Genomic DNA, 22,361 nt, shown 5'->3' on the forward strand with positions numbered 1-22,361 from the left:
GCGCGCCCTTCGTCATCGATCTCCCAGGTTCCAGCACCTCGTACCGCATTCACGCCCCCGTATTTGATAATCATTCTCATTATCAAATAGAACCGGCAGGCCATTTTTCGATCGAGGGGCTTTTCCTATCGATTCCGGGCACGCCGGCCCGCATTGTTCACGTCAGTGTTCGGATTCGGCCGGCCGGGCTTCCGCGTTCGCGTCGGGCGGTGCGAGCCCGTCGGGCGGCTGCCCCGCGCGGGCGAAGGCCGCGTACCACGCGTCGGCCTCGACGAGCTGCGCGTGCGTGCCGGTCGCCCGCACGCGGCCCGCATCGAGCACGACGATCGTGTCGGCGGCCGCCGCGAGCGCCGGCTGGTGGGTGACGACGATGCGCGTGCGCTGCCCGCGCAGCGCGACGAGGCTGTCGCGCACGCGCCGCGCACTCGATTCGTCGAGGCTCGCCGTCGGCTCGTCGAACATCAGCACCGGCGCACGCGACAGCAGCGCGCGCGCCAGGCACGCCCGCTGGCGCTGCCCGCCCGACAGCAACTGGCCGCCCGGCCCCACGTCGGATTCGAGCCCGTCCGGCAAGCGCTCGGCGTCGTGCAGCAGGCCGACCGCGTCGAGCGCGTCGCGCAGCTCGGCATCGGTCGCGTCCGGGCGGCCCATCCGCACGTTCCACGCGAGGCTGCCGCGAAACATCCCGTTGTCCTGGAACACGAGGTTGCGCGTCGCCGCGAGCGTCGCCTCGCTCAGGTGCCGCACATCGGCGCGGCCGAGCAGCACGCGCCCGGCGCCCGGATCGTCGAGCCGCGCGAGCAGGCCGAGCAGCGTGCTCTTGCCGGCACCCGTGGGGCCGACGATCGCGACGAAGCCGCCCGCCGGGCAATGCAGGTCGACGCCGTCCAGCAGCGTCGCGCCGGCGGGCGAACGGTAGCCGACGCGCACCGCGTCGACACTCGCGTCGTGCACCGGCGTGCCGCGGTCGGGGCTGTCGAAACGCGGCGCATGCAGCACCGCGAGCACGGTGTCGAGTGCGCGCCAGGCGCCGCGCAGCGCCTGGTCGAGCTGCGTGAGCTGCGCGAGCGGTTCGATGAAACGCACGAGCAGCACGAGCACCGCCACGGCCGTCGCGGCATCGAGCCGGCCCGCCGAGACGGCCCATGCGCCGCCGGCCAGCATCGCGACGAACACGCCCTGCACCGCGCCCGCGAAGCCGAGTTCGATCGGCAGCGAGCGGCGCATCAGCGCGCGCGTGCGGCGATGCTGCGCGTCGAACGCGTGCATCAGCGCCGCGCGCGCGTCGCCTTCGCGGCCCGCGAAGCGCAGCAGCCCCTGATGCGCGGCGAAGGTCTGAAGCTGCACGGCCATGTCGCGATCGCCGGACGCGCGCGCCTGCTCGAACGCGAGGGTACGCGTGCCGCCGCGCTCGAGCAGCACGAACAGCAACACGGCGGCTGCCGCGAGGCACAGCGCGATGCGCCAGTCGATCCACGCGAGCCCGGCGACGACCGCAAGCGGCGTCACGACCGCGCCGATCAGCGGCCCGAGCAGGTGCGCCGGAATCCCCATCGCCTGCATGACCGGCCCGCGCAACAACCCGGCCGGATGACTGTCGCGCACGGCCTGCCACGACGCGATGCGCGGCAGGTGCCGCACGAGGCGTTCGACGAGACCGGCCGCGAGCGCGCCGCCCGCGCGATAGCCGCCGCGCTGCGCGACGTACAGCACGAATGCGTGGCACAGGGTCAGCGCACCGAGCACGATCGTCCAGTGCAACACGGCTGCCTGCGCGCCGGCGAACCACGCGCGGATCAACGGCACGAGCAGCAACCCGCAGGCGCCGTCGAGCAACGCGGCCGCCACCGCCCAGCCGACGCCGCGCCACAGCGCGCGGCGTGTGCCGGATGGCAGGCACTGCAAACGTTTGAGCGATTTCATCATCATGCGGCCTCCCCGTCCGCGGCACCGCGTTCGCGCCACAGCCGCGCATACAGCCCGCACGCGGCCAGCAGCGCCGCATGCGTGCCGCGTTCGACGATGCGGCCGCGATCCATCACGAGAATCTGGTCCGCCTGCCGGATCGCGTCGAGATCGTGGCTGACGATCACGCGCGTGCGCGCGTCGCCGCGCAGCGCGTTGCGCAATGCGCGCCCGGTTTGCGGATCGAGTGCCGATGCCGGTTCGTCGAGCAGCAACAGCGGCGCCGTCGACAGCAGCGCACGCGCAATCGCCAGCCGCTGCAGCTCGCCGCCGGACAGCCGCACGTCGCGCCCGCACACGCAACCGTAGCCGCCCGGCAACGCATCGATGCGTTCGTCGAGACAGGCCGCGCGCGCGGCCGCGCGAATCGCATCGTGATCGGCATCGGGCCGGTACAGCGCGATGTTCGCGGCAATCGACACGTCGAGCGCGGCGGCCTGCTGGAACACCATCGCCACCTGCTCGCGCCGCGTGTCCGGCGCGAGCAGCCGCAGGTCGGCGCCGCCGAGCCGCACCGTGCCGCGGTCGGGGTCCATGAAGCGCGCGAGCAGCATCAGCAGCGTGCTCTTGCCCGCACCCGACGGCCCGACGATCGCGGTGGTCGTGCCCGCCGCGACCGTCGCGTCGATGTCGCGCAGGATCGGCGTGCCGTCGATGTCGACGCTCACGCCGCGCAGCTCGATCGACGCATCGCACGGCACCTGTGCCGCGCCGTCGGCCGGCTCGGGCAGGCCCGGCTGCGCGAGCAACGCATCGAGGCGCGCAGCGGCTGCGCGCGCTTCGCGCAACGCATCGGCACCGTGGCCGAGCGCCCGCACCGGCGTGGCGACCGCCCAGATCAGCAGTGCGAACGCGCACAGTTCGCCGACCGGCAGGCGGCCGGCCGTGAGCCACGTCGCGCCGAACACGACCCACGCGAGCAGGAACGGCGTGCCGAGCAGCACCTGCGTGCAGGCACCAGGCCCGCCGACGCGGCCGACCCATGCCGAAAACGCCTGGTCGAAGCGCCCGGTCGACGCGAGCGCGGCCGCCTCGATGCCCGCGCCCGGATACTGCCGCACGAGCGCCGGGTTCTGCGCGAGCTGCGCGTAATCGCCCATCAACTGTTCGAGTGCCGCGTTGCGCGCCGCGATGGCCGGTGCGAACCGCGCCGAGCGCATCCAGCGGAACAGCGCGGCGCCCGCGACGAACGGGACCAGCGCAAAGGCGAGCAGCACGGGATTCAGGTAAAGCAGGCACGCCAGCGCCGCGCACGGCACGACGACGAGTTGCGTGACGTCGGCCGGCGCGTGCGCGACGAGCTGGTGCAACGCACGCACGTCCTGGTCGACGTGGCGCGCGACGCGATCGCTGCCCGCGCGCACGAACCAGCCGAGCGGCAAGCGTTGCAGATGATCGGCGAGCCGCCTGCGCAAGCGGTCGGCGAGATCGGCGTCGACACGGTGCGTCAGGTGCAGCGCGACCGTCTGGCCGCCCAGCCAGCACACGCCGGCCGCCACGGCCGCGACGAGCCAGCCGCGCGCCGTCGCGTCGAGCTGGGCCGTCTCGCGCCATACGTCGGCGATACGGCCGAGCGCGAGCCACGGCACGAGCGACGCGACACCCGCCAGCGCCTGCAGCACGACCGCCGCCGCAAGCGGCACCGCGAACGGCCGCAACATCGAAAGCAACGGTCCCTTCATGCGGCACGCTCCAGCAGCATGCCGAGCGTGGCCGCGCACGCGTCGCCCGGCGGCTGCTCCGGAAAACCGAGCTGCATCGTCAGTTGCTGCCAGACGCGCGTCACGTCGATGCTGCGCTGGTTGCACGCGTGCAACCCTTCGCCCGACACGAGCCGGTCGACCGCGCGCACGGCCGCCTGCGGCCAGCTGCGGGCATGAATCGCGCCCCACGTATCGCGCGCATCGTCGCAGATCTGGATGCTCGGCATGCCGTCGCCCGCCGCGTCGCCGAAGATCGGGAACAGCCCATCGTCGTCCGTCACCGGTTCGCGCAGCGCGGGCGCCCACCACAGCGGGCCATGCGGCGACGCGAGCGTCCACGTGCCGGCGTCCGTCGTCAGCGTGATGCTGAACAGCATGCTCATCCGGCCGTCGTCGGCCGCCGCCATCTCGTTGTGCACGCGCAGCGAGACCGGCGTTTCGGCGAGCACCATCGCGCATTCGCGCATCGACGACAGTGCCGGCCCGACCGGCTCGACCGACCACGGGCCCACGCCCTGCAGCGCGGCGGCCAGCACGTCGAGCGCCGCGTAACTGGCCTGCACCGAGCACACGAGATCCGCATGCACGGGCGCGCTCGTTTCACGCAGCCGTCGCGCGACCGCGATGAAGCGGGAGACGACCGGCAGGTTCGGATAGAAACTGTTGAGCAGGCAGCGCCGGCCGTGACGCGACGCGGTGCGCAGCACGCGATCCCATTCGTCGGGCAGCAGCGGATGCTCGATCACGACGTCGATCCCGCGCTCGAGCAGCCGGCACGCGAGCGCGGCCCCGTCGGCGCCGCGCGCCGCGCCGCCGACCGCGACACACGCGGCGCGCACGTCGTCGGGCAACGCTTCCGGACTGTCGAACACGGGCGCGCCGACGCGCGCGGCCAGCGCGGCAGTACGCGCGCTGCCTTGCCCCAGGATGCCGGCGACGCGATACGTGCCGGACGCGGCGAGGCCCGCCGCATAGAACTGGCCGAAGCGGGAGCCGGCCACGACGACCGGCAGCGGATGAGCCTTCATTGCGCCTCCTTCAGGCGGGTGTCGACGAACGCGGCGTTCAGGCAGTCGAAATGACCGCCGGGGATGTCGACGGACGTGATGCCGCCGAGCGCCTGCGCCGTCCAGTATTCGGTGAGCGCCGCGCGCTGCTGCGGAATCAGCGGGTTGCAGCGCTCCGGCACGAACAGCCGCAGCGCACCCGCGTATGGCGCGTCGCCCGCCCAGTGGCTCGCCTGCACCGAATGCATGAAAAGCCGGTACAGCCGTTCGCGCTCGTCGAGCAGCGGATGCGCGACTTCGTCCTGCATCGACAATCCGGCGGCCGCGCGCAGCACGCGGCGTCGCAACGTGTCGAGCGGCTCGCAGCGGTCGCCGAAAATCTCCAGCTGGGCCTGCAGGCTGCCGGGCGCGAGACGCGCGGGGTCGGCCTTCAATGCGTCGGCGAGTGCGTCGGCCAGCACATACGTTTCCGGGAACCCGAGCGCGTCGAGCGGCAGCCCGAGCGTCGCCGCGAAGTTGAACAGCACGAGCCGCTCGTCTTCGATCAGGTAGGGAATCCGGTAGCTCGACACGATGTCGAGCGTGCGCACCTCGACGCCGAGCTGCACCAGCGACTTCGCCATTGCGAGCGCGACCAGCCCGCCCGAGCAGTAGCCGAGCACGTCGACCTCGCGCACGCCGGTGCGCCACAGCGCATCCGCATAACGCCGGCCGAGCGTCGCGTTCAGGTGGCGCGCCGGCAGGTCGAGATAGTCCTGCGCGTCGCGCACCGCGAAGCCGAGCACCGGGCCGAGCCGCGCGAGCGCCGGCATGACCGGACGATACGCATGCACGGTGCCGAGCCCTTCATGCACGATCACGCGCGGCACGCCGTCGCCGGGCGCGAGCGGGATCGGCCGCACGTCGGCGCGCACGCGCGGCGCCGGCGCATGGACGACCGCCGAAACGTGCGCGCTGCGCGGCGCGGCCGGCGCAACCGGCGATGCGCTGCCCGACGGCTGCGCATCCGCGTCGCGCAGGCATTGCGCGAACGCGGCGGGCGTCGGTTGCGCGAGCACCCAGCGCAGCAACCGGTCGAACGGATGCGCGTGCGCGAGCGGTTCCTCGCCGCGCAACCGCGACACGAGTTGCGCGATCAGCAGCGAATCGCCGCCCGCGGCGAAGAAGTCCTGATCGGGCGTGACGTTGCGCGTATCGAGCACGGCTTCCCACAAGCCGATCAGCCGCGCCAGCAGCGGATCGGCGGCGGCCTGCGCGTGAGCCTGTCGAGCAGTCGCCGGCTCCGGTTCGCGGAGGTCGGCGATGCCGGCCAGCGTGCGGCGATCGATCTTGCCGTTCGCGGTCACGGGCAGGCGGTCGAGCACGCGCAATTGCGACGGCACCATGTAGCCCGGCACGCGCTCCGCGACGCATGCCAGCAGCGCGTCCGGCGCGATGCGCGCCGCCCCGCGCTTCACGTGCGCGAGCAGGATGTCGTAACCGAGTGCGTCGAGCGGCGTGCCGGGTGCCACGCAACCGAGCGCGCGATCGCCGCCCGCCGCTTGCAGCCATTCGAGCCACTGCGCGCGCGGCACGAACAGACGCGCCGATTCGACGCGCGCGTCGTGCGGCGTTTCCATCATCAACCCCTGGCTGATGCTGATCTCCGGATGCTCGGTCGTCAGTTCCTGGATCACCCACCACGCATCCGCCGCCGACAGCGCACGCAATCCGGCGACCAGCGCGACCGTGTCGCGCGCATTGTTCAGTGCGCCGGAGCTGATCGTGATGTCGATCGAATGCGGCGCAATACCCTGCGCGTCGAGTGCCGCGTTCATGTCGAACCGCTCGAACCGCATCCACGGATACGCGGCGAAGCGCTCGCGTGCCGCCGCGAGGAAATAGCTCGACACGTCGCTGAACAGGTAGTCGATCCGCGCGCCCGCTTCGACCAGCGGCGCGAGCGCGTCGACGATCGCCCGCGTCGCCGCGGCCGTACCCGCGCCGATCTCGAGGATGCGCCACGGGCGCTGCGGCTCGCGCGCGACGATTGCACGCACGGCCTGTGCCATTCCGTCATGCAGGGCCCGCGCATGTTCGCCGTCGCTGTACATCGCGTCGGCGATATGCGACGCGCCTTCCGGGAACATCAGGCCGGCGGGCGACACGGTGCCGTCCACCTGCACGTCGATGCATCCCGCGCTGTCGCGGAAGTAGTCGACGAGGACGGACGGCCACAGATCGGGCGACGCATCCTGCGCAAACGCGTCCCAGCAGGCATGCGCATCGGCATGGCCGGCATCGGGCCGCCTGCGCCAGCCGCCATCGGCATCCGCGTGCAGCACGCCGTGCCGGTCGAGCATCGCGAGCCAGTGGCGCAGCAGATGCTGTCGCGCCGCCGGCACGCGCAACCGTTCGCACAACGTCGCGAAGTCCGTCGCCGCCTCCTCGGTCAGCGCCCCTGCCGGCACGATCCACGCTGCCAGCGACGCAACGCAGGCCGCTTCGAGCCGGGCGACCGACCGCGCCACGTCCGCGTGCGCGGGCCAGCGCGCGGCGTCGAACGCCGTGCGCACGTGCGCCGCGATCTCGTGCAGCGCGTCGTCCTGCTGCGGCGGCTCCGCGCCATGCAGCGACACGAAGCTCGCGAGCCGGCGCTCCGTGCCGTCGCCGAGCACGATCGTCGCGGCCGCGCCGACGAGCGGATGTGCGGTCAGCGCCGCATCGATCTCGGCCAGCTCGATCCGGTAGCCGCGGATCTTCACCTGATCGTCCTGCCGCCCGAGGAATTCGAGCGAACCGTCGGCACGCACGCGGCCGAGATCGCCGGTGCGGTAGAGTCGCCGCCCGTCGCCGTGACGGATGAAGCGTTCGGCCGTTCGCACCGGATCGTTCGCGTAACCCGTCGCCAGCCCGACGCCGCCGATATGGATCTCGCCGCGCACGCCCGGCGGGCACGGCCGGCCGAGCGCGTCGAGCACCTCCATCGTCTGCCCGGTCAGCGCGCGGCCGTAAGGAATGCTGGCCAGCTGTGTGTCCGCCGGACGGATCGGATGCTCGATCGACCAGATCGATGCCTCGGTCGCGCCGCCGAGGCTGAACAGCGCGCTGTCGGGCCAGCGCCGCCACCAGCGGGTGGGCAGCGTCACCGGAATCCAGTCGCCCGACCACAGCACGCGGCGCGGGCCCGGCACATCGAGCGCCGGTTCGCTTTCGACGTAGTCGATCAGCATCTGCCCTTGCGCGGGAACCGAATTCCACAGCGTCACGCGATGGCGCGCCATCAGCGCGGCCCAATGCGACGGATCGTTGCCGCGCGCCGGATCGGGCAGCACGATGCACGCGCCGCGCGCGGTCGCGCCGAAGAAGTCGTAGACGGACAGGTCGAAACTCAACTCGGCCAGGCCGAGCACCACGTCGCCGTCGCCGACTTCATGGCGCGCGCTGATGTCGGCCAGCGTGTTGCACACGGCCGCGTGGCTCAGCATCACGCCCTTGGGCTCGCCGGTGGAGCCCGACGTATAGATCACGTACGCGAGTGCGTCGCCGGCGACGTCGCGCGCGGCGCGCGGCGGCCATTGCGGATCGATCGGCACTGCATCGACATCGATGCGCACGCACCCGTCGTGTTCGAACTCGAGCGCCTGCACGCTGACGACCGCACGCACCCGCGCATTGCGCAGGATCGCCTGTTGCCGCAGCGCCGGCTGGCGGCTGTCGACCGGCACGTACGCGGCGCCCGCCTGGACGATCGCGAGCACGGCCACGAGCTGGTGCGCGCACTTCGGCATCAGCACCGCGACGGTATCGCCCACGGCGACGCCGGCCTGTTCGAGCGCCGACCGCAGCGCCGCCGCGTGCTGCGCGACGTCGCGATACGTGCGCGCCCCCTGCGCATCGATCACCACCGGCGCATCGGGCGTACGCAACGCCTGCGCGGCGAAGCCGGCCGCGATGTGCGACTCCGCATCCGGATGGATCCCGGCGGCGGGCGCATCGGACGGCAGCACGATGTCGCCCGCGCGCGACCACCATGCTGCGTCGGCGGCGAGCCGGCTCAGCAGGGCGACGTACGCGTCGAACATCGCCGCGGGCATCCCGTCCGGAAACAGGTCGTCGCGCACGTCCCAGCCGATTTCCAGGCCGCCGAACTGATCGGTCACCTGGCAGTCGAGCCACACCTGCGGCGTCTGGCTGACCATGTAGCGCGGCGGCTCGGCGCGGGCCGCATGTTCACCGAGCAGCCGGCCGACACTGCCGATGCCGCTCGTGAACACCACCGGCATCAGCGCCGCATCCTTGCCGCGCCGTCGCGCGAGTTCGCGCATCACGTCGACACCGGTAAACGCTCGATGGTCGAGGTCGTCGAACATCCGCGCGCCGATCGTGCGGGCACGCTCGACGAAATCGCGCCCTTGCGTCGCATCGACCGCGAGCAGGCTCAGCGCGGTGAAATCGCCGAGCACCGCGTCGATGCGCGGATGCACGGGTGGCCGGTTCAGCACCGTCAGGTTCAGGCAGAACGCGGGCGACTGGCTCCAGCGGCCGACGACTTCGGCGAACGCGGCCAGCGCGACACTCGCCGCGCTCAGGCCGAAACGGCTCGCGTGGCCGCTCAGCGCGGCCCATTGCGCACGATCGAGCCGCGCATGCCGGTGCGTGAAGCGCGGCCGCGCGCCAGACGGCATCGCGGGCACCACCGGCAGATCGGGGCGCGGCGGCAGATCGTCGATGCGCGCAAGCCACCACGCCTTGTCGCGCGCATGATCCGCGCGCGTGCCGGCATGCGCTTCGTTGACGACGTAGTCGCGGAACGTCGCGTCGAGCGGCTCGGGCTGCCACTGCGGGTCGTCGTAGCGGCGCCGCCATTCGGCGAGCAGCAATTGCAGGCTCGCATAGTCGATCAGCGTGAAATCGACCGACAGGTGCAGCACCGCACCGTCCGGCCCGAGGGTCACTTCCGGCTGCAGCACCGGCCAGCGGTCGAGCGCGTGCACCGCATGGTCGAGACGCTCGCGCACGCGCCTTACGTGCGCGTCGAACGCGTTAGCGTCGACATCGCGCAGGTCGTGCACCACGAGCGGCTGCCACGGCACGTCGGGCAGCACGCGTTGCCATGCGTTGTCCTCGACGATCGCGCGCAGCATCGGATGCCGCGCGACGCACGCGTTCCACGCCGCCTCGAAGCGCACGCAGTCGAGATTCGCGGGCTCGCCGTATTCGACGTACAGATGGCACGCATTGCCGCCGAACTCGAACGATTCGTGGCGGCCGAGCACGTACGCGGCCTGCACCGGCGTCAGTGCGAACCGCTCGTGACGGCGCACCGGATCGCAGCGCCATGCGCCGTCCTGCAGGAAGCGGACGAACGCGTCGCGTTCGGCCTTGATGCGCGCGGCCAGGTCCGCATCGAGCGCGCCGGCCGGCGCGCGATAGCGCAACTGGCCGCCGTCGTCGCACCACAGTTCGATCTGGCGTTCGCGGCAGAGATCGAGCACGTCATCGAAGCTCACAGCACGCCCTCCTCGATCGTCGCAGCCCGCGTGTCGCCGTCGGCCTGCGAGGCTTGCAGGGCCGGTGCGGCCTCGTCGAGCTGCGCGGCGAGACCCGCGAGCGTCGGCTGCCGGTAGAACGCCGCCATCCCGACCCGCACGCCGAGCCGCTCGCGCAGTTGCGCGAGCAGGCGCGTCGCGAGCAGGCTGTCGCCACCGAGCGCGAAGAACGTCGCGTCGCGCGCGTTCGCCGGACGGCCGAGCGCGTGCTCCCAGCATGCGAGCAGCGTCGCCTGCCGTTCGTCGGCCGGCACGAATGCATCGTGGGCGGCCGGTGCGTCGCCGAGCGCGCGCGCGAGCGCCTCGCCCACCGCCCGCCGGTCGATCTTGCCGTTCGCGTTGAGCGGCCAGCGCGCGATGCACCACAGCGCATCGGGGCGCATCGCGTCGGGCAGGCGGTCGCGCAGCCAGTCGGCCAGCGCCGCTTGCGCGGCCGGTTCGCCGGCACGGCGCGCGTCGATGCACGCGAATGCGTTCGAACGCCAGCTTCGGGAGTCGAGCGTAAAACCGCACGCATGCGCGGCGGCGGCGATCGCATCGGGCGTGAACGGCCGCGGCAACGACGCATCACCCGCCACGCTCGCGACGAGTTCACGCAACGGCGAGTCGCGCAGCACGTCGGCGAACAGCAAACGGCCATCCTGCGCCAGCAACGCTGCCGCGATCCGGAACGTATCGCGCGGATCGTCGCGCAGATGCGCGGCCGCGAAACTGATCACGCAATCGAATTCGCCGAGATGCCGCGCGGGCAACAGGCCGTCCTGCATCGCCTGAAGCGCGGGCCTCGTAAGGGTGAAGCGTGCCTGTGCGGTGTGCAGCAGCCCCGGCGACACGTCGAACAGCGTCACGTCGAAACGTGGATCGTCGAGCACGCCGAGGCCCGCTTCGAACCATTGCCCGGCGCGGGCGTCGATCACCGCCACGCGCAGCACACCGGTGCGTGCAGCGGCCTGTGCCTCCAGCGCGCCGGCAAACTCGCGCAGCGCGCGGGCGCCGTCCGGCAAACGCGTCGCGAACGCAAGCGGTGACACGCACGGGTCCAGCGGTACGCGCTGCGCGGCCGTATCCGGATCGGCTGCGAGCGCGCGCAGCGACGCCGTCAGATCGTCGAGATCGGTTGCATGCCAGTCGAGCCGATCGAGCGCACCGTCGATGGCGATCGACGCATCGCCTTTCGCGTGCCGGTGCGCACGCAACGACGGCGGCAGGCCTGCGCCGCCATCGAGCAGCCGATCGGCGACGGCGCGCGCAACGGCCGCTTCCGCCTGAACCGTATCCGCCAGGTCGGCCTCCGCGAGCGACGACGGCGCGGCATCGGCAACGCGATCCGCACCACAACCGGCAACGCAATCGGCCGGCACGAATGCGGCGACGATGCGCGCAACTTCGCCACTCACGACACTCGCGCACGCACCGTCGATCTGCGGATGCGCGGCCAGCGCGGCCTCGATCTCGCCCAGTTCGATCCGGTGCCCACGCACCTTCACCTGGCGATCCTCGCGCCCCAGGAATTCGAGCGTGCCGTCGGGCCAGTAGCGGCCACGGTCGCCCGTGCGATACCAGCGGCCCGACGCGTGCTGCACGAAGCGCTGCGCGGTCAGCTCGGGATCGTTGCGGTAGCCGCGCGCGAGACTGTCGCCGCCGATCAGCAGTTCGCCCGGCACATAATCCGGCACATCGCGGCCGTCGGCATCGACGACGCGATAGGCCTGCCCCGGCAACGGCCGGCCATACGGAATCGAACGCCAGTGCGGCGGCACGTCGCGCACCGTCTGCACGTTCGACCAGATGCCGGCCTCGGTCGCGCCGCCGAGCGCATGGAACGCACACGCGTCACCGCACCGTTCGCGCAGGCGCGCCGGCAGGTCGAGCGCGATCCAGTCGCCGGACAGCAGCGCCGCGCGCACGCTGCGGCATGCGTCGGCCGCAGCGGGCACCGCCAGCGCCATTTCGAGCAGCGCGGGCGCCGAATTCCACAGCGTCACACGATGCTGCGCGATCAGGTCGATCCAGCGCGCCGCGTCGCGCGCGTCGTCCTGGGTCGGCAGCACGAGCTCGGCGCCGGCACCGAGCGCGCCGAACAGGTCGTACACCGACAGGTCGAAATCGAGCGCCGATACCGCGAGCAGCCGGTCTTGCGCACGCACGCCGAGCAGCGCATCGATCGCATCGATCGTGTTGAGCGCCGCCGCGTGCGTCATCTCGACACCCTTCGGCACGCCCGTCGAACCGGACGTATAGATCACGTACGCGGTGGCCTGCGGCGCCACCGCGAGCGGCGCGGCCAGCGGCGCATGTTTCATCAGCGAGGCAACATCGAAGCGCGGCAGCGGCGCATCCGCGTGCGCCGTGTCGCCGATCGCGGCCTTCACGCCGGCCGCGCGTTCGATCAGCGTCTTGCGCGCGGCCGGCTGCGCAATGTCGAGCGGCACGTAACACGCGCCGGCGGCCAGTACGCCGAACACCGCGGCCACCTGTTCCGGCCCGCGCGGCAGACTGATCTCGACGGCATCACCGTGACCGATCCCGGCGGCACGCAGGCCACCCGCGATCGCCAGTGCCTGCGCGGCGAGTTCGCCGCGCGTCACCACGCGCTCGGCGCACCGCAATGCGACGGCCGCCGGCTCGCGCGCGGCCGATGCAAAGAAGTCGGCATGCAGCGTGCGCGGCCGCGCGGGAGCGGGCACCACGTTGAGCGCATCGCGCACGCGTCGCTGCGCGGACGGCAGCTCGACCGCGATCGGCAGCCGCCAGTCGCGATCGCACAGCGCCTGCACGAGCGCGACATACGCGCCGAACATCGCATCGACCATCCCGTCGGGAAACAGGCCGTCGACGCTGTCCCATGCGAGCAACGCGCCGTCCGGCACGCGATAGAGCTGGTGATCGAGCCACACCTGCGGCGTCTGCGAAATCATGTCGTGCAGATCGCCGAACACGCGCGCGAATGCGTCGGGCACGAACGGCGCGTCGCCGAGATTGCACGAGAACACGACGGGCGCCGCGCGCGGCGCGCCCTGCCTGCGCGCATCGCGCAGCACATCGAGCGCCGGATACGCAGCCTGCGCGATCGCGCCGTGCAGCCGTTGCTGGAACGCGCGCACCGTGTCGGCCGCGCTCGCGTCGGCGCGCACGTCGCATTCGACGAGCAGCAGCGTCGTGAAATCGGCGATCACGCGGCCGAGATCGGGCGCATCGCCGTGCCGGTCGAACAGCGGCACGTTGAGCAGGAACGCCTGCCGGCCGCTCCAGCGCGCGAGCACCGCCGCGAACGCCGCACCGAACACCGACGACAGCGTGACGCCATGCTGCGCGGCCCGCGCCTGCAGGCGCGTCAGTTCGGCCGTGCTCAGCGTATGCGTGACGCGGCTGAAACGCGGCGCGCGGATCGTTTCCGGCGCACGGGCGAGCGGCAGCGCCGGCCCTTCCGGCAGCGTCGCGAGCCGCGCCTGCCATGCGTCGCGCGCCGCGGCCCGCGCATCGCGCGTATCGGCCGCGCGACGCGCGAGCCAGGTCGGGAACCACGTCGACGGCGCGTCGGGCAACGCCGACGGCTCGGCATACGCGGCGCCGATCTCCTGCATCAGCAGCCGCACGCTGTCCACGTCGGCCGCGAGCAGGTCGACGCTCAGCCACACGCGATCCTCGCCGCCGGGCATCTGCGCGAGGCCCATCATGAAGACCTGCGCGTGCTCGACGTCGAGACATTCATGCGACCGGAACGCGCGCAGCGACACCCATTCGGTTTCCGCTTCGGCGGCCGTCAGGTCGCGCCAGTCCGCATGCGCGAACACCGGGGCCTCCGGTGCCGCGACGATCTGCTGGCGGCCACCGGCAAAGCGCGCACGCAGCATCGGATGGCGTTCGCGCACGAGTCGGCACGCCGCGTCGAGACGAACGGGATCGATCGCGCGGCTGCGAAACTCGAGGAATGCGTGGCAGCTCACGTTGCCGAGCACTTCCCCGTCGCCGCGGCCGAGCCAGTACGCCTGCTGCACCGCGGACAAGTCGAACGGCGCATGCACGTCGACATCGACCGCCTCGGCGGCTTCGACGTCGGGCGCCGAGGATGCGCCGCGCGGTGCATTCGCGAGCAGCTCGGCCCACGCGCCGAGCGTCGGCGTACGCGCGAGCGCATCGAACGTCAGCGCGTAGCCGAGCCGGTTCACGCGCGTCTGCAGATACATCAGCCGGATCGAATCGAGGCCGCAGCTCAGCAGGTCCTCGTCATCGTCGAGCGACGCGATTTCGTCGACGGGCTCGTCGAGCAGCGCCGCGATCATCGCGACGAGCTGCGAGCGAAAGGCAATGGGAGAAAAACAGGAAGGATCGGAATGATCGATGGTTGAATCGACAGCGGTCTGGCTCATGGGCACGCCTTGTATGGGTCGTTCGATGGCGGATCCGCGCGGCGGCGGCCACCCGTGAATGAGAATCTATCTCATTCACGCCCATGAGCCCGGTCGATTGCTTTAGGCGGCCGGTCAGTTGTTTTAGATTGCCGCGCTCTCCAGTTCGGCATCGTCGATCGCGTTCGACGATGCGCGAATGTCGCTCGGCGAAATGCCGTAGCGCTTGCGGAACGCGATCGAGAAATGCGCGGGGCTGTAGCCGACGCGGTACGCCACGGTCGACACGTTCGCGTCCTCCGCGCACAGCATCGCGTGCGCGGTCCGCAGCCGGTATTCCTGCAGGTACGCGTACACGCTCGTGCCGAACACCTTGCGGAAGCCGGCCGTCAGCTTGCGCGAATTCATCCCCACCCGGCCCGCGAGCGCATCGAGCGTCGGCGGCTGCTGGAGCTCGCGCGTGAGGATGTCGCTCGCCGCGTACACGCGCTCGACGTCCGACGACGTGACGCGCACATCGGCCGGCGCGAACTGCCGCTGCGTCGCCAGCAGCTGCGCGCTCAGCGCGGTCAGCTCGAATGCCTTGGCCTTCAGGTAGTACTCGCGCACCGCGCCCTCGAACGGGCACGTCGCGATCTGCACCGCGAGCGCCTGCAGCGCCTTCGATGCCGGGCAACTGACGATGCGCGGATCGCCGCCCGTCGGCGCGAGCATCTTCTCCGGCAACAGGCTCAGGTTGCGGTCGAGCGCATCGAGGCCGAGCTGCACGATCGTGTAGCGCAGCGGCACGTCGCGGTCGTAGATCTGGTGCGTCGTGAACTCGCCGTCGTTGGCGATCACGCACAGGCCCGGCCCCTTGATGCACTGCTCGGGCTGGCCCGGCACGCGGCAGCGCAACTGCCCGCTCTGCACGAGGACGAGCTTCAGCCCTTTTTCGAGCGGCTCCTCGTACCAGTCGCGGCTGTCCGAGCACAGCGTGCCGCTCATGAGTTTCATGCCCGCGTCGATGTGCACCACGCCCGGATGATTGCCGGGCACGAGCACCGGCGGGTGACGTCGTGACGAAGCGAAGGAGGTCGAGCTCATCGGAGGTCCGTTGGTTAGGCGGCACGCGCGGCCCGGCGCGCGCCGGCGGCAACCGGCCGATTCTCCGGCCGGGCCGGGCGGGCGCCGCGCGGCAGGCGCCCGATCGAATGAAATTGCCGCGATATCGAAAGAAACGACGTTATCGCGGCACTTGTTACAAATGATAATACCTCTCATTTACATTTTTTGACAACTTGCCGGAACCCAAGGTCAGCGCATGCACTCCTCCCTTCCCTCCGTGGCGCCGGCCATCCCGGCCGACGCGCCCGACTGGCCCGACGACTTCGCACACCGCTATCGCGACGCCGGCTACTGGCAGGACACGACGTTCTTCGAGGCGCTCGACGCGCAAGCGCAGCGCACCCCCGACGCGCTCGCGGTCGTTGACGGCACCTGCCGGCTCAGCTATCGCGACCTGCTGGCGCGCATCCGCCGGCTTGCGGGCGGCCTCGCGCGTCTGGGCCTGGTGCGCGGCGACGCGGTCGTCGTCCATCTGCCGAACGGCGCACGCTTCATCGAAACCTGCTTCGCGCTGTTCCAGCTCGGGGTGCGGCCGGTGCTCGCGTTGCCCGCCCACCGACACTACGAGATCGGCGCGTTCTGCCGCTTCGCCGGCGCGCGCGCGTATCTGTGCGCGGCACGACTCGGCGAGTTCGACTGCCGGCCGCTCGCGGCCGCATTGCAGGCCGACTGCCCGACGCTCGAGCACGTCGTGATGGACGGCGACGATCACGCGTTCACACCATTCGACGCGCTGTACGACGCGCCGCCGCTGCGCGAATGCGCGGCACGCGCCGACGACATCGCGTGCTTCCAGCTGTCGGGCGGCACGACCGGCACGCCGAAGCTGATCCCGCGCCGCCATCGCGAATACCTGTACAACGTGCGCGCGTGCAGCGTCGCGAGCGGATTCGACGCCGGCACCGTCTACCTCGCCGCGCTGCCGATGGCGCACAACTTCACGCTGTGCTGCCCCGGCACGATCGGTGCGCTGCTCGCGGGCGGCCGCGTGGTCGCGACCGGGCGGCCCGAGCCCGAACAGAGCTTCGCGCTGATCGCGCAGGAACGCGTCACGCATACCGCGCTCGTGCCGCCGCTCGCGCTGCTGTGGCTCGACGAACAGCCGCAGCGCCGGGCCGACCTGTCGAGCCTGCGCGTGCTGCAGGTCGGCGGCGCGCGGTTGATGGACCACGCCGCCGCGCGCGTGACGCCCGTGCTCGGCTGCCGGCTGCAACAGGTGTTCGGGATGGCCGAAGGGCTCATCTGCTGCACGCGGCTCGACGATTCACCTGAACGAATCGCGCATACACAGGGCCGCCCGGTGTCGGACGGCGACGAAGTACGCATCGTCGACGAAACCGGCGAACCGGTCGCACCGGGCGAGATCGGCGAACTGCAGGTGCGCGGTCCGTACACGATACGCGGCTACTACCGGCTCGCCGGGCACGATGCAACCGCGTTCACGGCCGACGGCTTCTATCGCAGCGGCGATCGCGTGCGGCGCACCGCCGACGGCGACCTCGTCGTCGAAGGCCGCGACAAGGACCAGATCAATCGCGGCGGCGAGAAGGTCTCTGCCGAGGAAGTGGAGAACCTGCTGCTCGCGCACCCGCAGGTGCACGACGCGGCGGTGGTCGCGATGCCCGACCCGCTGCTCGGCGAGCGCACGTGCGCGTTCGTCGTCGCACGCGCACCCGCGCCGTCGAGGCTGGTGCTGAAACGCTACCTGCGCGACTGCGGGCTCGCGGCCTTCAAGATTCCCGATCGCATCGAGTTCATGCCGCGCTTCCCGGAAACCGGCATCGGCAAGACCAGCAAGAAGTCGCTGCGCGACCTGCTGCGCCGCCAGTTGCAGGCGGCGGCCGCATGAGCGCGCGACCGACCGGTTCGAACTGGATCCGCGAGCTGCGCCTGTCGCCGTGCCCGCGCGCGCAGCTCGTGTGTTTCCCGCATGCAGGCGGCACCGCGAATTTCTTTCGCAACTGGAGCCGCGCGCTGCCATGGGACGTCGACCTGCTCGCACTGCAGTATCCGGGCCGAGAGGAGCGCTTCGGCGAACCGTGCCTGACGACGATCGACGCCCTCGCCGGCCCCGCCGCCGACGCGCTGCAACGTTATGCGCACGCGCCGCTCGTGCTGTTCGGGCACAGCCTCGGCGCGGCGCTCGCGTACGAGGTGGCGGTGCGGCTCGAGGCGCGCGGCGCGGCGCCGCTTTACCTGGCCGTATCCGCGTTGCCGCCGCCGCATCGTCAGCGCCTGTCCGATCTGCACCTGCAATCCGACGACGCGCTCGTGGCCGATGTCGCACGGCTGTCCGGCGAGCACGCCGCGCTGCTCGCCGATCCGGAGATGCGCGCGATCTACCTGCCGATGATCCGCCACGACTACCGTGCGATCGAGACGTATCGCCGCGACCGGCCGCCGCGGCTCGACACGCCGCTCGGCGTGATGCTGCCGCTTGCCGATTCCGAGCTCGACGACGACGAAGCGCACGCGTGGCAGGACGTCGCGTCGCGCCCGATCCGCATCGAGACGTTCAGCGGCGACCACTTCTACCTGCGGCACCAGTACCCGGCGCTGATCGCGCACCTGGTCGAACGGATCGACCAATCCCTTCGTTACGGAAAGGAGTACACATGAAAACACCGGACGCCTGCACGGGGCTGCCCGACATTCGCGAAGCCATCGATCGCCTGGACGCCGACATCATCGACGCACTCGGCCGGCGCATGCAGTACGTGAAGGCCGCATCGCGCTTCAAGCCCGACGAAGCGAGCATCGCCGCGCCGGAACGAGTGGCCGCGATGCTGCCCGACCGGCGCCGCTGGGCCGAACAGGCGGGCCTCGACGGCGACTACGTCGAAACGTTGTTCGCCGGCCTGATCGCGTGGTACATCGCGCAGCAAACGCAGCACTGGCGCCGGCAACGGGGGCTCGCATGAACGCCGGCCTCCCGCTGCTGCACGACACGTTCGCCCGTGCAGCCCGCCGCGCCGCCGACACCGGCACGCCGACGCTCGCGTCGGTGTCGGTGCCGGTGCGGCCGCTCGACTTCTTCGACCTGATCGCCGCGTGGGACGACGGGGCCACGCCGTGGTTCTTCCACGAAGCCGGTGATACATCCGTCACGCTGTTCGGCTGGGACAGCGCGCTCGAACTGACCGCCACCGGCGATACGCGCTTCGCGCAGATCGATGCGCGCTGGCGCACGCTCGTTCGCGATGCCGTGACGGCCGGCCCGCAGCCGCCGCGCGCCGTCGGCGGCTTCCGGTTCGATCCGCGCGGCGCGCGCAGCGCGCACTGGGCGCCGTTTCCCGACGCCAGCATGACGGTGGCGACGCTGCTGATCGTGCGCGAAGGCGACGCGCACTGGGCCGTCTGCCAGCATGTCGTCGCCGCGCACGACGATCCGGCCGCGCTCGCGCATGCGTGTCTCGCGCGCATCGAGTCGCTCGGCTCGCTCGCGCCCGCCCGCGACGACGCTGCACCGCATCTGCTGCACACGCAGGCGCTGCAGGCGAGCGAATGGCAGCACGAAGTCCGGCGCGCGGTGGACGCGATCCACGGCGGCGCATTCGGCAAGGTCGTGCTCGCGCGCGACGTGCTCGAACAATACGCGCGGCCCGTTGCCATCGCGCCGCTGCTGCGCCGGCTGCGCAAGCGCGACGCGCACGCGCACCTGTTCGCGGTTCGCCGAGAAGGCGCCTGCTTCGTCGGCGCCACGCCGGAACGGCTCGCGCGTGTCGCGGCCGGCAACGTGCGCACGCATGCGCTGGCCGGGACGATCCGGCGCGGCGCCACGCCCGACGACGATCGGGCACTCGGCGCGGCCCTGATGGCTTCCGCCAAGGAGCGGCTCGAACACGCGCTCGTCGTCGACGCGATCCGCGCCGCGCTCACGCCGCTGTCGCGCGCGCTCGACGTGCCCGCGGAACCGTCGCTGCACCGGCTGCCGAGGCTGCAGCACCTGAGCACGCCGATCCGCGCGACGCTGAACGCGGACGCGACGCTCCTGCAGGTCATCGCGGCGCTGCACCCGACGCCGGCGGTGGCCGGCCATCCGCGCGACGCGGCGCTCGACCACATCCGCGCGCATGAAGGATTCGATCGCGGCTGGTATGCGGCGCCCGTCGGCTGGATCGACGCGCACGGCAACGGCGACTTCATCGTCGCGCTGCGCTCCGCGCTGGTCGACGGCGGGGCCTGCCGGCTGTTCGCGGGCTGCGGCATCGTCGCCGATTCCGAACCGGTCAACGAATATCAGGAGACCGAACTCAAGTTGTCGGGCATGCAGGCGGCGATCCGCGTGCGTGATGTGGGGGTGGAGGCGGCATCGGATGCGCATGACCCGGCACGGGTGTCGGCTTCGTCGACGGTCGAGTGACGCCGCGGCGCGGCGGCCGCACGCATCACAACAGCGGCAGCGTGAGCCGGATATGCTCGGCGAACGCCGCCGTCAGGTGCGACGGCCGCTTGCGATCGAACTTCAGCGTAATGCCCACGGCGGGCAACGGCGGCAGGCGCGGATCGCCGGTGACGATCGCCAGGTCGGCCGGTACCGCCGTCTGCGTCATCACCGCGAACGCCTGCCCCGAACGCACCAGCGCGATCAGCCCCGCGAGACTGCTGCTCGCGTATGCGACACGGTAATGACGGCCGGCGCGCTCCAGCGCCTCGCAGGCCGCGATGTGGTCGAGCGTGTCGCGATCGGACAACGCAAGCGGCAGCGGATCGAAATGCCCGGGTTCCAGCCCCGGATAGCCGATCCAGACCAGTTGCTCGCGGCGAATGATGTCGTCGTTCGCGCCGTCGTCCGGCAATGAAATCATCGCCAGGTCGACCGCGCGTTTCTCCAGCTGTTCGACGAGACGCGGCGTCGGCCCGCACACGACCTCGACGATCGCCTGCGGATGCTGGCTCGAAAACTGCCGCAGCAGCGACGGCAGCCACGCCTGCGCGTAATCGTCCGGGCACCCGAAGCGGATCGTCCCCGACAACCCCGTGCCGCACAGGTCGGCCATCGCCTCGTCGTGCAGCCGCAGGATGCGCTGCGCATGCACGAGCAGCCGCTCGCCCGGATGCGTCAGCACCACGCCGCGCCCGGTGCGCTGGAACAGCGGCTGGTCGACGGCCTCCTCGAGCCGCTTCATCTGCTGGCTCAGCGCGGACTGGGTGCGGCCGACACGCGCGGCCGCGCGGCTGAGCGCGCGCACCTCCGCGATCACGACGAACGAGCGCAGCAGGTCGATTTCGAGCGAAAGCCCCAAGGTATTAGCTCCTTTTCTACCTTGCATAAGAACTATTCGTTTCCATCAAACCAGACACACGCCTAGACTGCAAGCGCCCCCTGCCCTTTTGCCCGGAGATGCCCGATGTCCCTGAACGACGACCCGACCTTCTGGCGCAACGCCAGGCAGCACCTGGTCCGCTACGGCGGCACGTTCGAGCCGATGATCGTCGAGCGCGCGAAAGGCAGCTTCGTCTATGACGCCGACGGCCGCGCGATCCTCGATTTCACGTCGGGGCAGATGAGCGCGGTGCTCGGCCACAGCCATCCGGAGATCGTCTCCGTGATCGGCGAATACGCGGGCAAGCTCGACCATCTGTTCAGCGGGATGCTGTCGCGGCCGGTCGTCGACCTCGCGACACGCCTCGCCGACATCACGCCCGACGGGCTCGATCGCGCGCTGTTGCTCAGCACCGGCGCGGAATCGAACGAAGCGGCGATCCGGATGGCGAAGCTCGTCACCGGCAAGTACGAGATCGTCGGCTTCGCGCAGTCGTGGCACGGGATGACGGGCGCCGCCGCATCGGCCACGTACAGTGCCGGCCGCAAGGGCGTCGGCCCGGCCGCCGTCGGCTCGTTCGCGATCCCGGCACCGTTCACGTACCGGCCGCGCTTCGAGCGCGACGGCACGTACGACTATCTCGCCGAACTCGACTACGCGTTCGACCTGATCGACCGCCAGTCGAGCGGCAACCTTGCCGCGTTCATCGCGGAGCCGATCCTCAGTTCAGGCGGGATCATCGAGCTGCCGGAAGGCTATATGGCGGCGCTCAAGCGCAAGTGCGAGGAACGCGGAATGCTGCTGATCCTCGACGAGGCGCAGACAGGCGTCGGGCGCACCGGCACGATGTTCGCGTGCCAGCGCGACGGCGTGACGCCCGACATCCTGACGCTGTCGAAGACGCTCGGCGCGGGGCTGCCGCTCGCGGCGATCGTGACGTCCGCGGCGATCGAGGAACGCGCGCACGAACTCGGTTACCTGTTCTACACGACGCACGTGTCGGACCCGCTGCCGGCGGCCGTCGGCCTGCGCGTGCTCGACGTGGTGCAGCGCGACGGGCTCATCGCACGGGCGAACGTGATGGGCGACCGGCTCAGGCGCGGCCTGCTCGACCTGATGGAACGGTTCGACTGCATCGGCGACGTACGTGGGCGCGGGCTGCTGCTCGGTGTCGAGATCGTCAAGGATCGCCGGACGAAGGAACCGGCGGACGGGCTCGGCGCGAAGATCACGCGCGAATGCATGAACCTCGGGCTCAGCATGAACATCGTGCAGTTGCCCGGCATGGGCGGCGTGTTCCGGATCGCGCCGCCGCTGACCGTCAGCGAGGAGGAGATCGATCTTGGCCTGTCGCTGCTGGGGCAGGCGATCGAACGGGCGTTGTAACGGCGCGCGGTAACGCCCTTCCCCGCATCACGCATTCCGTCGCGCC

At 71.2% G+C, this 22,361-nt stretch carries 12 protein-coding genes; 5 read left to right on the forward strand and 7 right to left on the reverse strand.

The features are described 5' to 3' along the window. Positions 1-162 precede the first annotated feature (162 nt). From AB3K92_RS19810 to AB3K92_RS19835, 6 genes are all read right to left on the reverse strand, one after another. Positions 163-1,929, reverse strand: coding sequence for an ABC transporter ATP-binding protein (locus tag AB3K92_RS19810; RefSeq protein WP_081076592.1), 1,767 nt, complete (start codon positions 1,927-1,929; stop codon positions 163-165). Continuing rightward, the gene (locus AB3K92_RS19815) at positions 1,926-3,647 is read right to left on the reverse strand and encodes an ABC transporter ATP-binding protein (RefSeq protein WP_369465661.1); all 1,722 of its coding nucleotides are present in this window, start codon (positions 3,645-3,647) and stop codon (positions 1,926-1,928) included. Before AB3K92_RS19815 ends, AB3K92_RS19810 begins: the two co-directional genes overlap by 4 nt. After that, a complete protein-coding gene (locus AB3K92_RS19820; RefSeq protein WP_369465662.1) occupies positions 3,644-4,696 on the reverse strand; it encodes a Gfo/Idh/MocA family oxidoreductase in 1,053 nt (350 codons plus the stop codon). The genes AB3K92_RS19815 and AB3K92_RS19820 overlap by 4 nt, the downstream gene beginning before the upstream one ends. Then, positions 4,693-10,167, reverse strand: a complete 5,475-nt coding sequence (locus AB3K92_RS19825) for an amino acid adenylation domain-containing protein (protein ID WP_369465663.1) — start codon at positions 10,165-10,167, stop codon at positions 4,693-4,695. Before AB3K92_RS19825 ends, AB3K92_RS19820 begins: the two co-directional genes overlap by 4 nt. After that, positions 10,164-14,576, reverse strand: coding sequence for an amino acid adenylation domain-containing protein (locus tag AB3K92_RS19830; protein ID WP_369465664.1), 4,413 nt, complete (start codon positions 14,574-14,576; stop codon positions 10,164-10,166). The genes AB3K92_RS19825 and AB3K92_RS19830 overlap by 4 nt, the downstream gene beginning before the upstream one ends. Positions 14,577-14,699: 123 nt before the next feature. Further along, positions 14,700-15,641, reverse strand: coding sequence for a helix-turn-helix transcriptional regulator (locus tag AB3K92_RS19835; protein ID WP_021163802.1), 942 nt, complete (start codon positions 15,639-15,641; stop codon positions 14,700-14,702). A gap of 217 nt (positions 15,642-15,858) precedes the next feature. On the opposite strand from AB3K92_RS19835, the gene AB3K92_RS19840 reads away from it, so the two are divergent. Genes AB3K92_RS19840 through AB3K92_RS19855 form a run of 4 tightly spaced genes read left to right on the forward strand, consistent with a single transcriptional unit; the run spans position 15,859 to position 20,025 of the window. After that, the gene (locus AB3K92_RS19840; RefSeq protein WP_060323306.1) at positions 15,859-17,511 is read left to right on the forward strand and encodes a (2,3-dihydroxybenzoyl)adenylate synthase; all 1,653 of its coding nucleotides are present in this window, start codon (positions 15,859-15,861) and stop codon (positions 17,509-17,511) included. After that, positions 17,508-18,281 carry a thioesterase II family protein gene (locus AB3K92_RS19845; RefSeq protein WP_021163800.1) on the forward strand — a complete coding sequence of 258 codons (774 nt, stop codon included), beginning with the start codon at positions 17,508-17,510 and terminating at the stop codon, positions 18,279-18,281. The genes AB3K92_RS19840 and AB3K92_RS19845 overlap by 4 nt, the downstream gene beginning before the upstream one ends. Further along, positions 18,278-18,583: an isochorismate lyase gene (locus AB3K92_RS19850; RefSeq protein WP_021163799.1), complete on the forward strand. Its 306-nt coding sequence runs from the start codon at positions 18,278-18,280 to the stop codon at positions 18,581-18,583. The genes AB3K92_RS19845 and AB3K92_RS19850 overlap by 4 nt, the downstream gene beginning before the upstream one ends. Next, positions 18,580-20,025 carry an isochorismate synthase gene (locus AB3K92_RS19855; protein WP_369465665.1) on the forward strand — a complete coding sequence of 482 codons (1,446 nt, stop codon included), beginning with the start codon at positions 18,580-18,582 and terminating at the stop codon, positions 20,023-20,025. The genes AB3K92_RS19850 and AB3K92_RS19855 overlap by 4 nt, the downstream gene beginning before the upstream one ends. A gap of 25 nt (positions 20,026-20,050) precedes the next feature. Here AB3K92_RS19855 and AB3K92_RS19860 read toward each other — a convergent pair whose 3' ends face one another. Then, a complete protein-coding gene (locus tag AB3K92_RS19860; RefSeq protein WP_369465666.1) occupies positions 20,051-20,935 on the reverse strand; it encodes a LysR family transcriptional regulator in 885 nt (294 codons plus the stop codon). 78 nt (positions 20,936-21,013) lie between these two features. On the opposite strand from AB3K92_RS19860, the gene AB3K92_RS19865 reads away from it, so the two are divergent. Beyond that, on the forward strand, positions 21,014-22,315 hold the full coding sequence (locus AB3K92_RS19865) for an aspartate aminotransferase family protein (protein ID WP_369465667.1): 1,302 nt from the start codon (positions 21,014-21,016) through the stop codon (positions 22,313-22,315). Positions 22,316-22,361 lie beyond the last annotated feature (46 nt).

It is taken from the genome of Burkholderia sp. Bmkn7 (assembly GCF_041103175.1).
Taxonomy (GTDB): Bacteria; Pseudomonadota; Gammaproteobacteria; order Burkholderiales; family Burkholderiaceae; genus Burkholderia; species Burkholderia cepacia.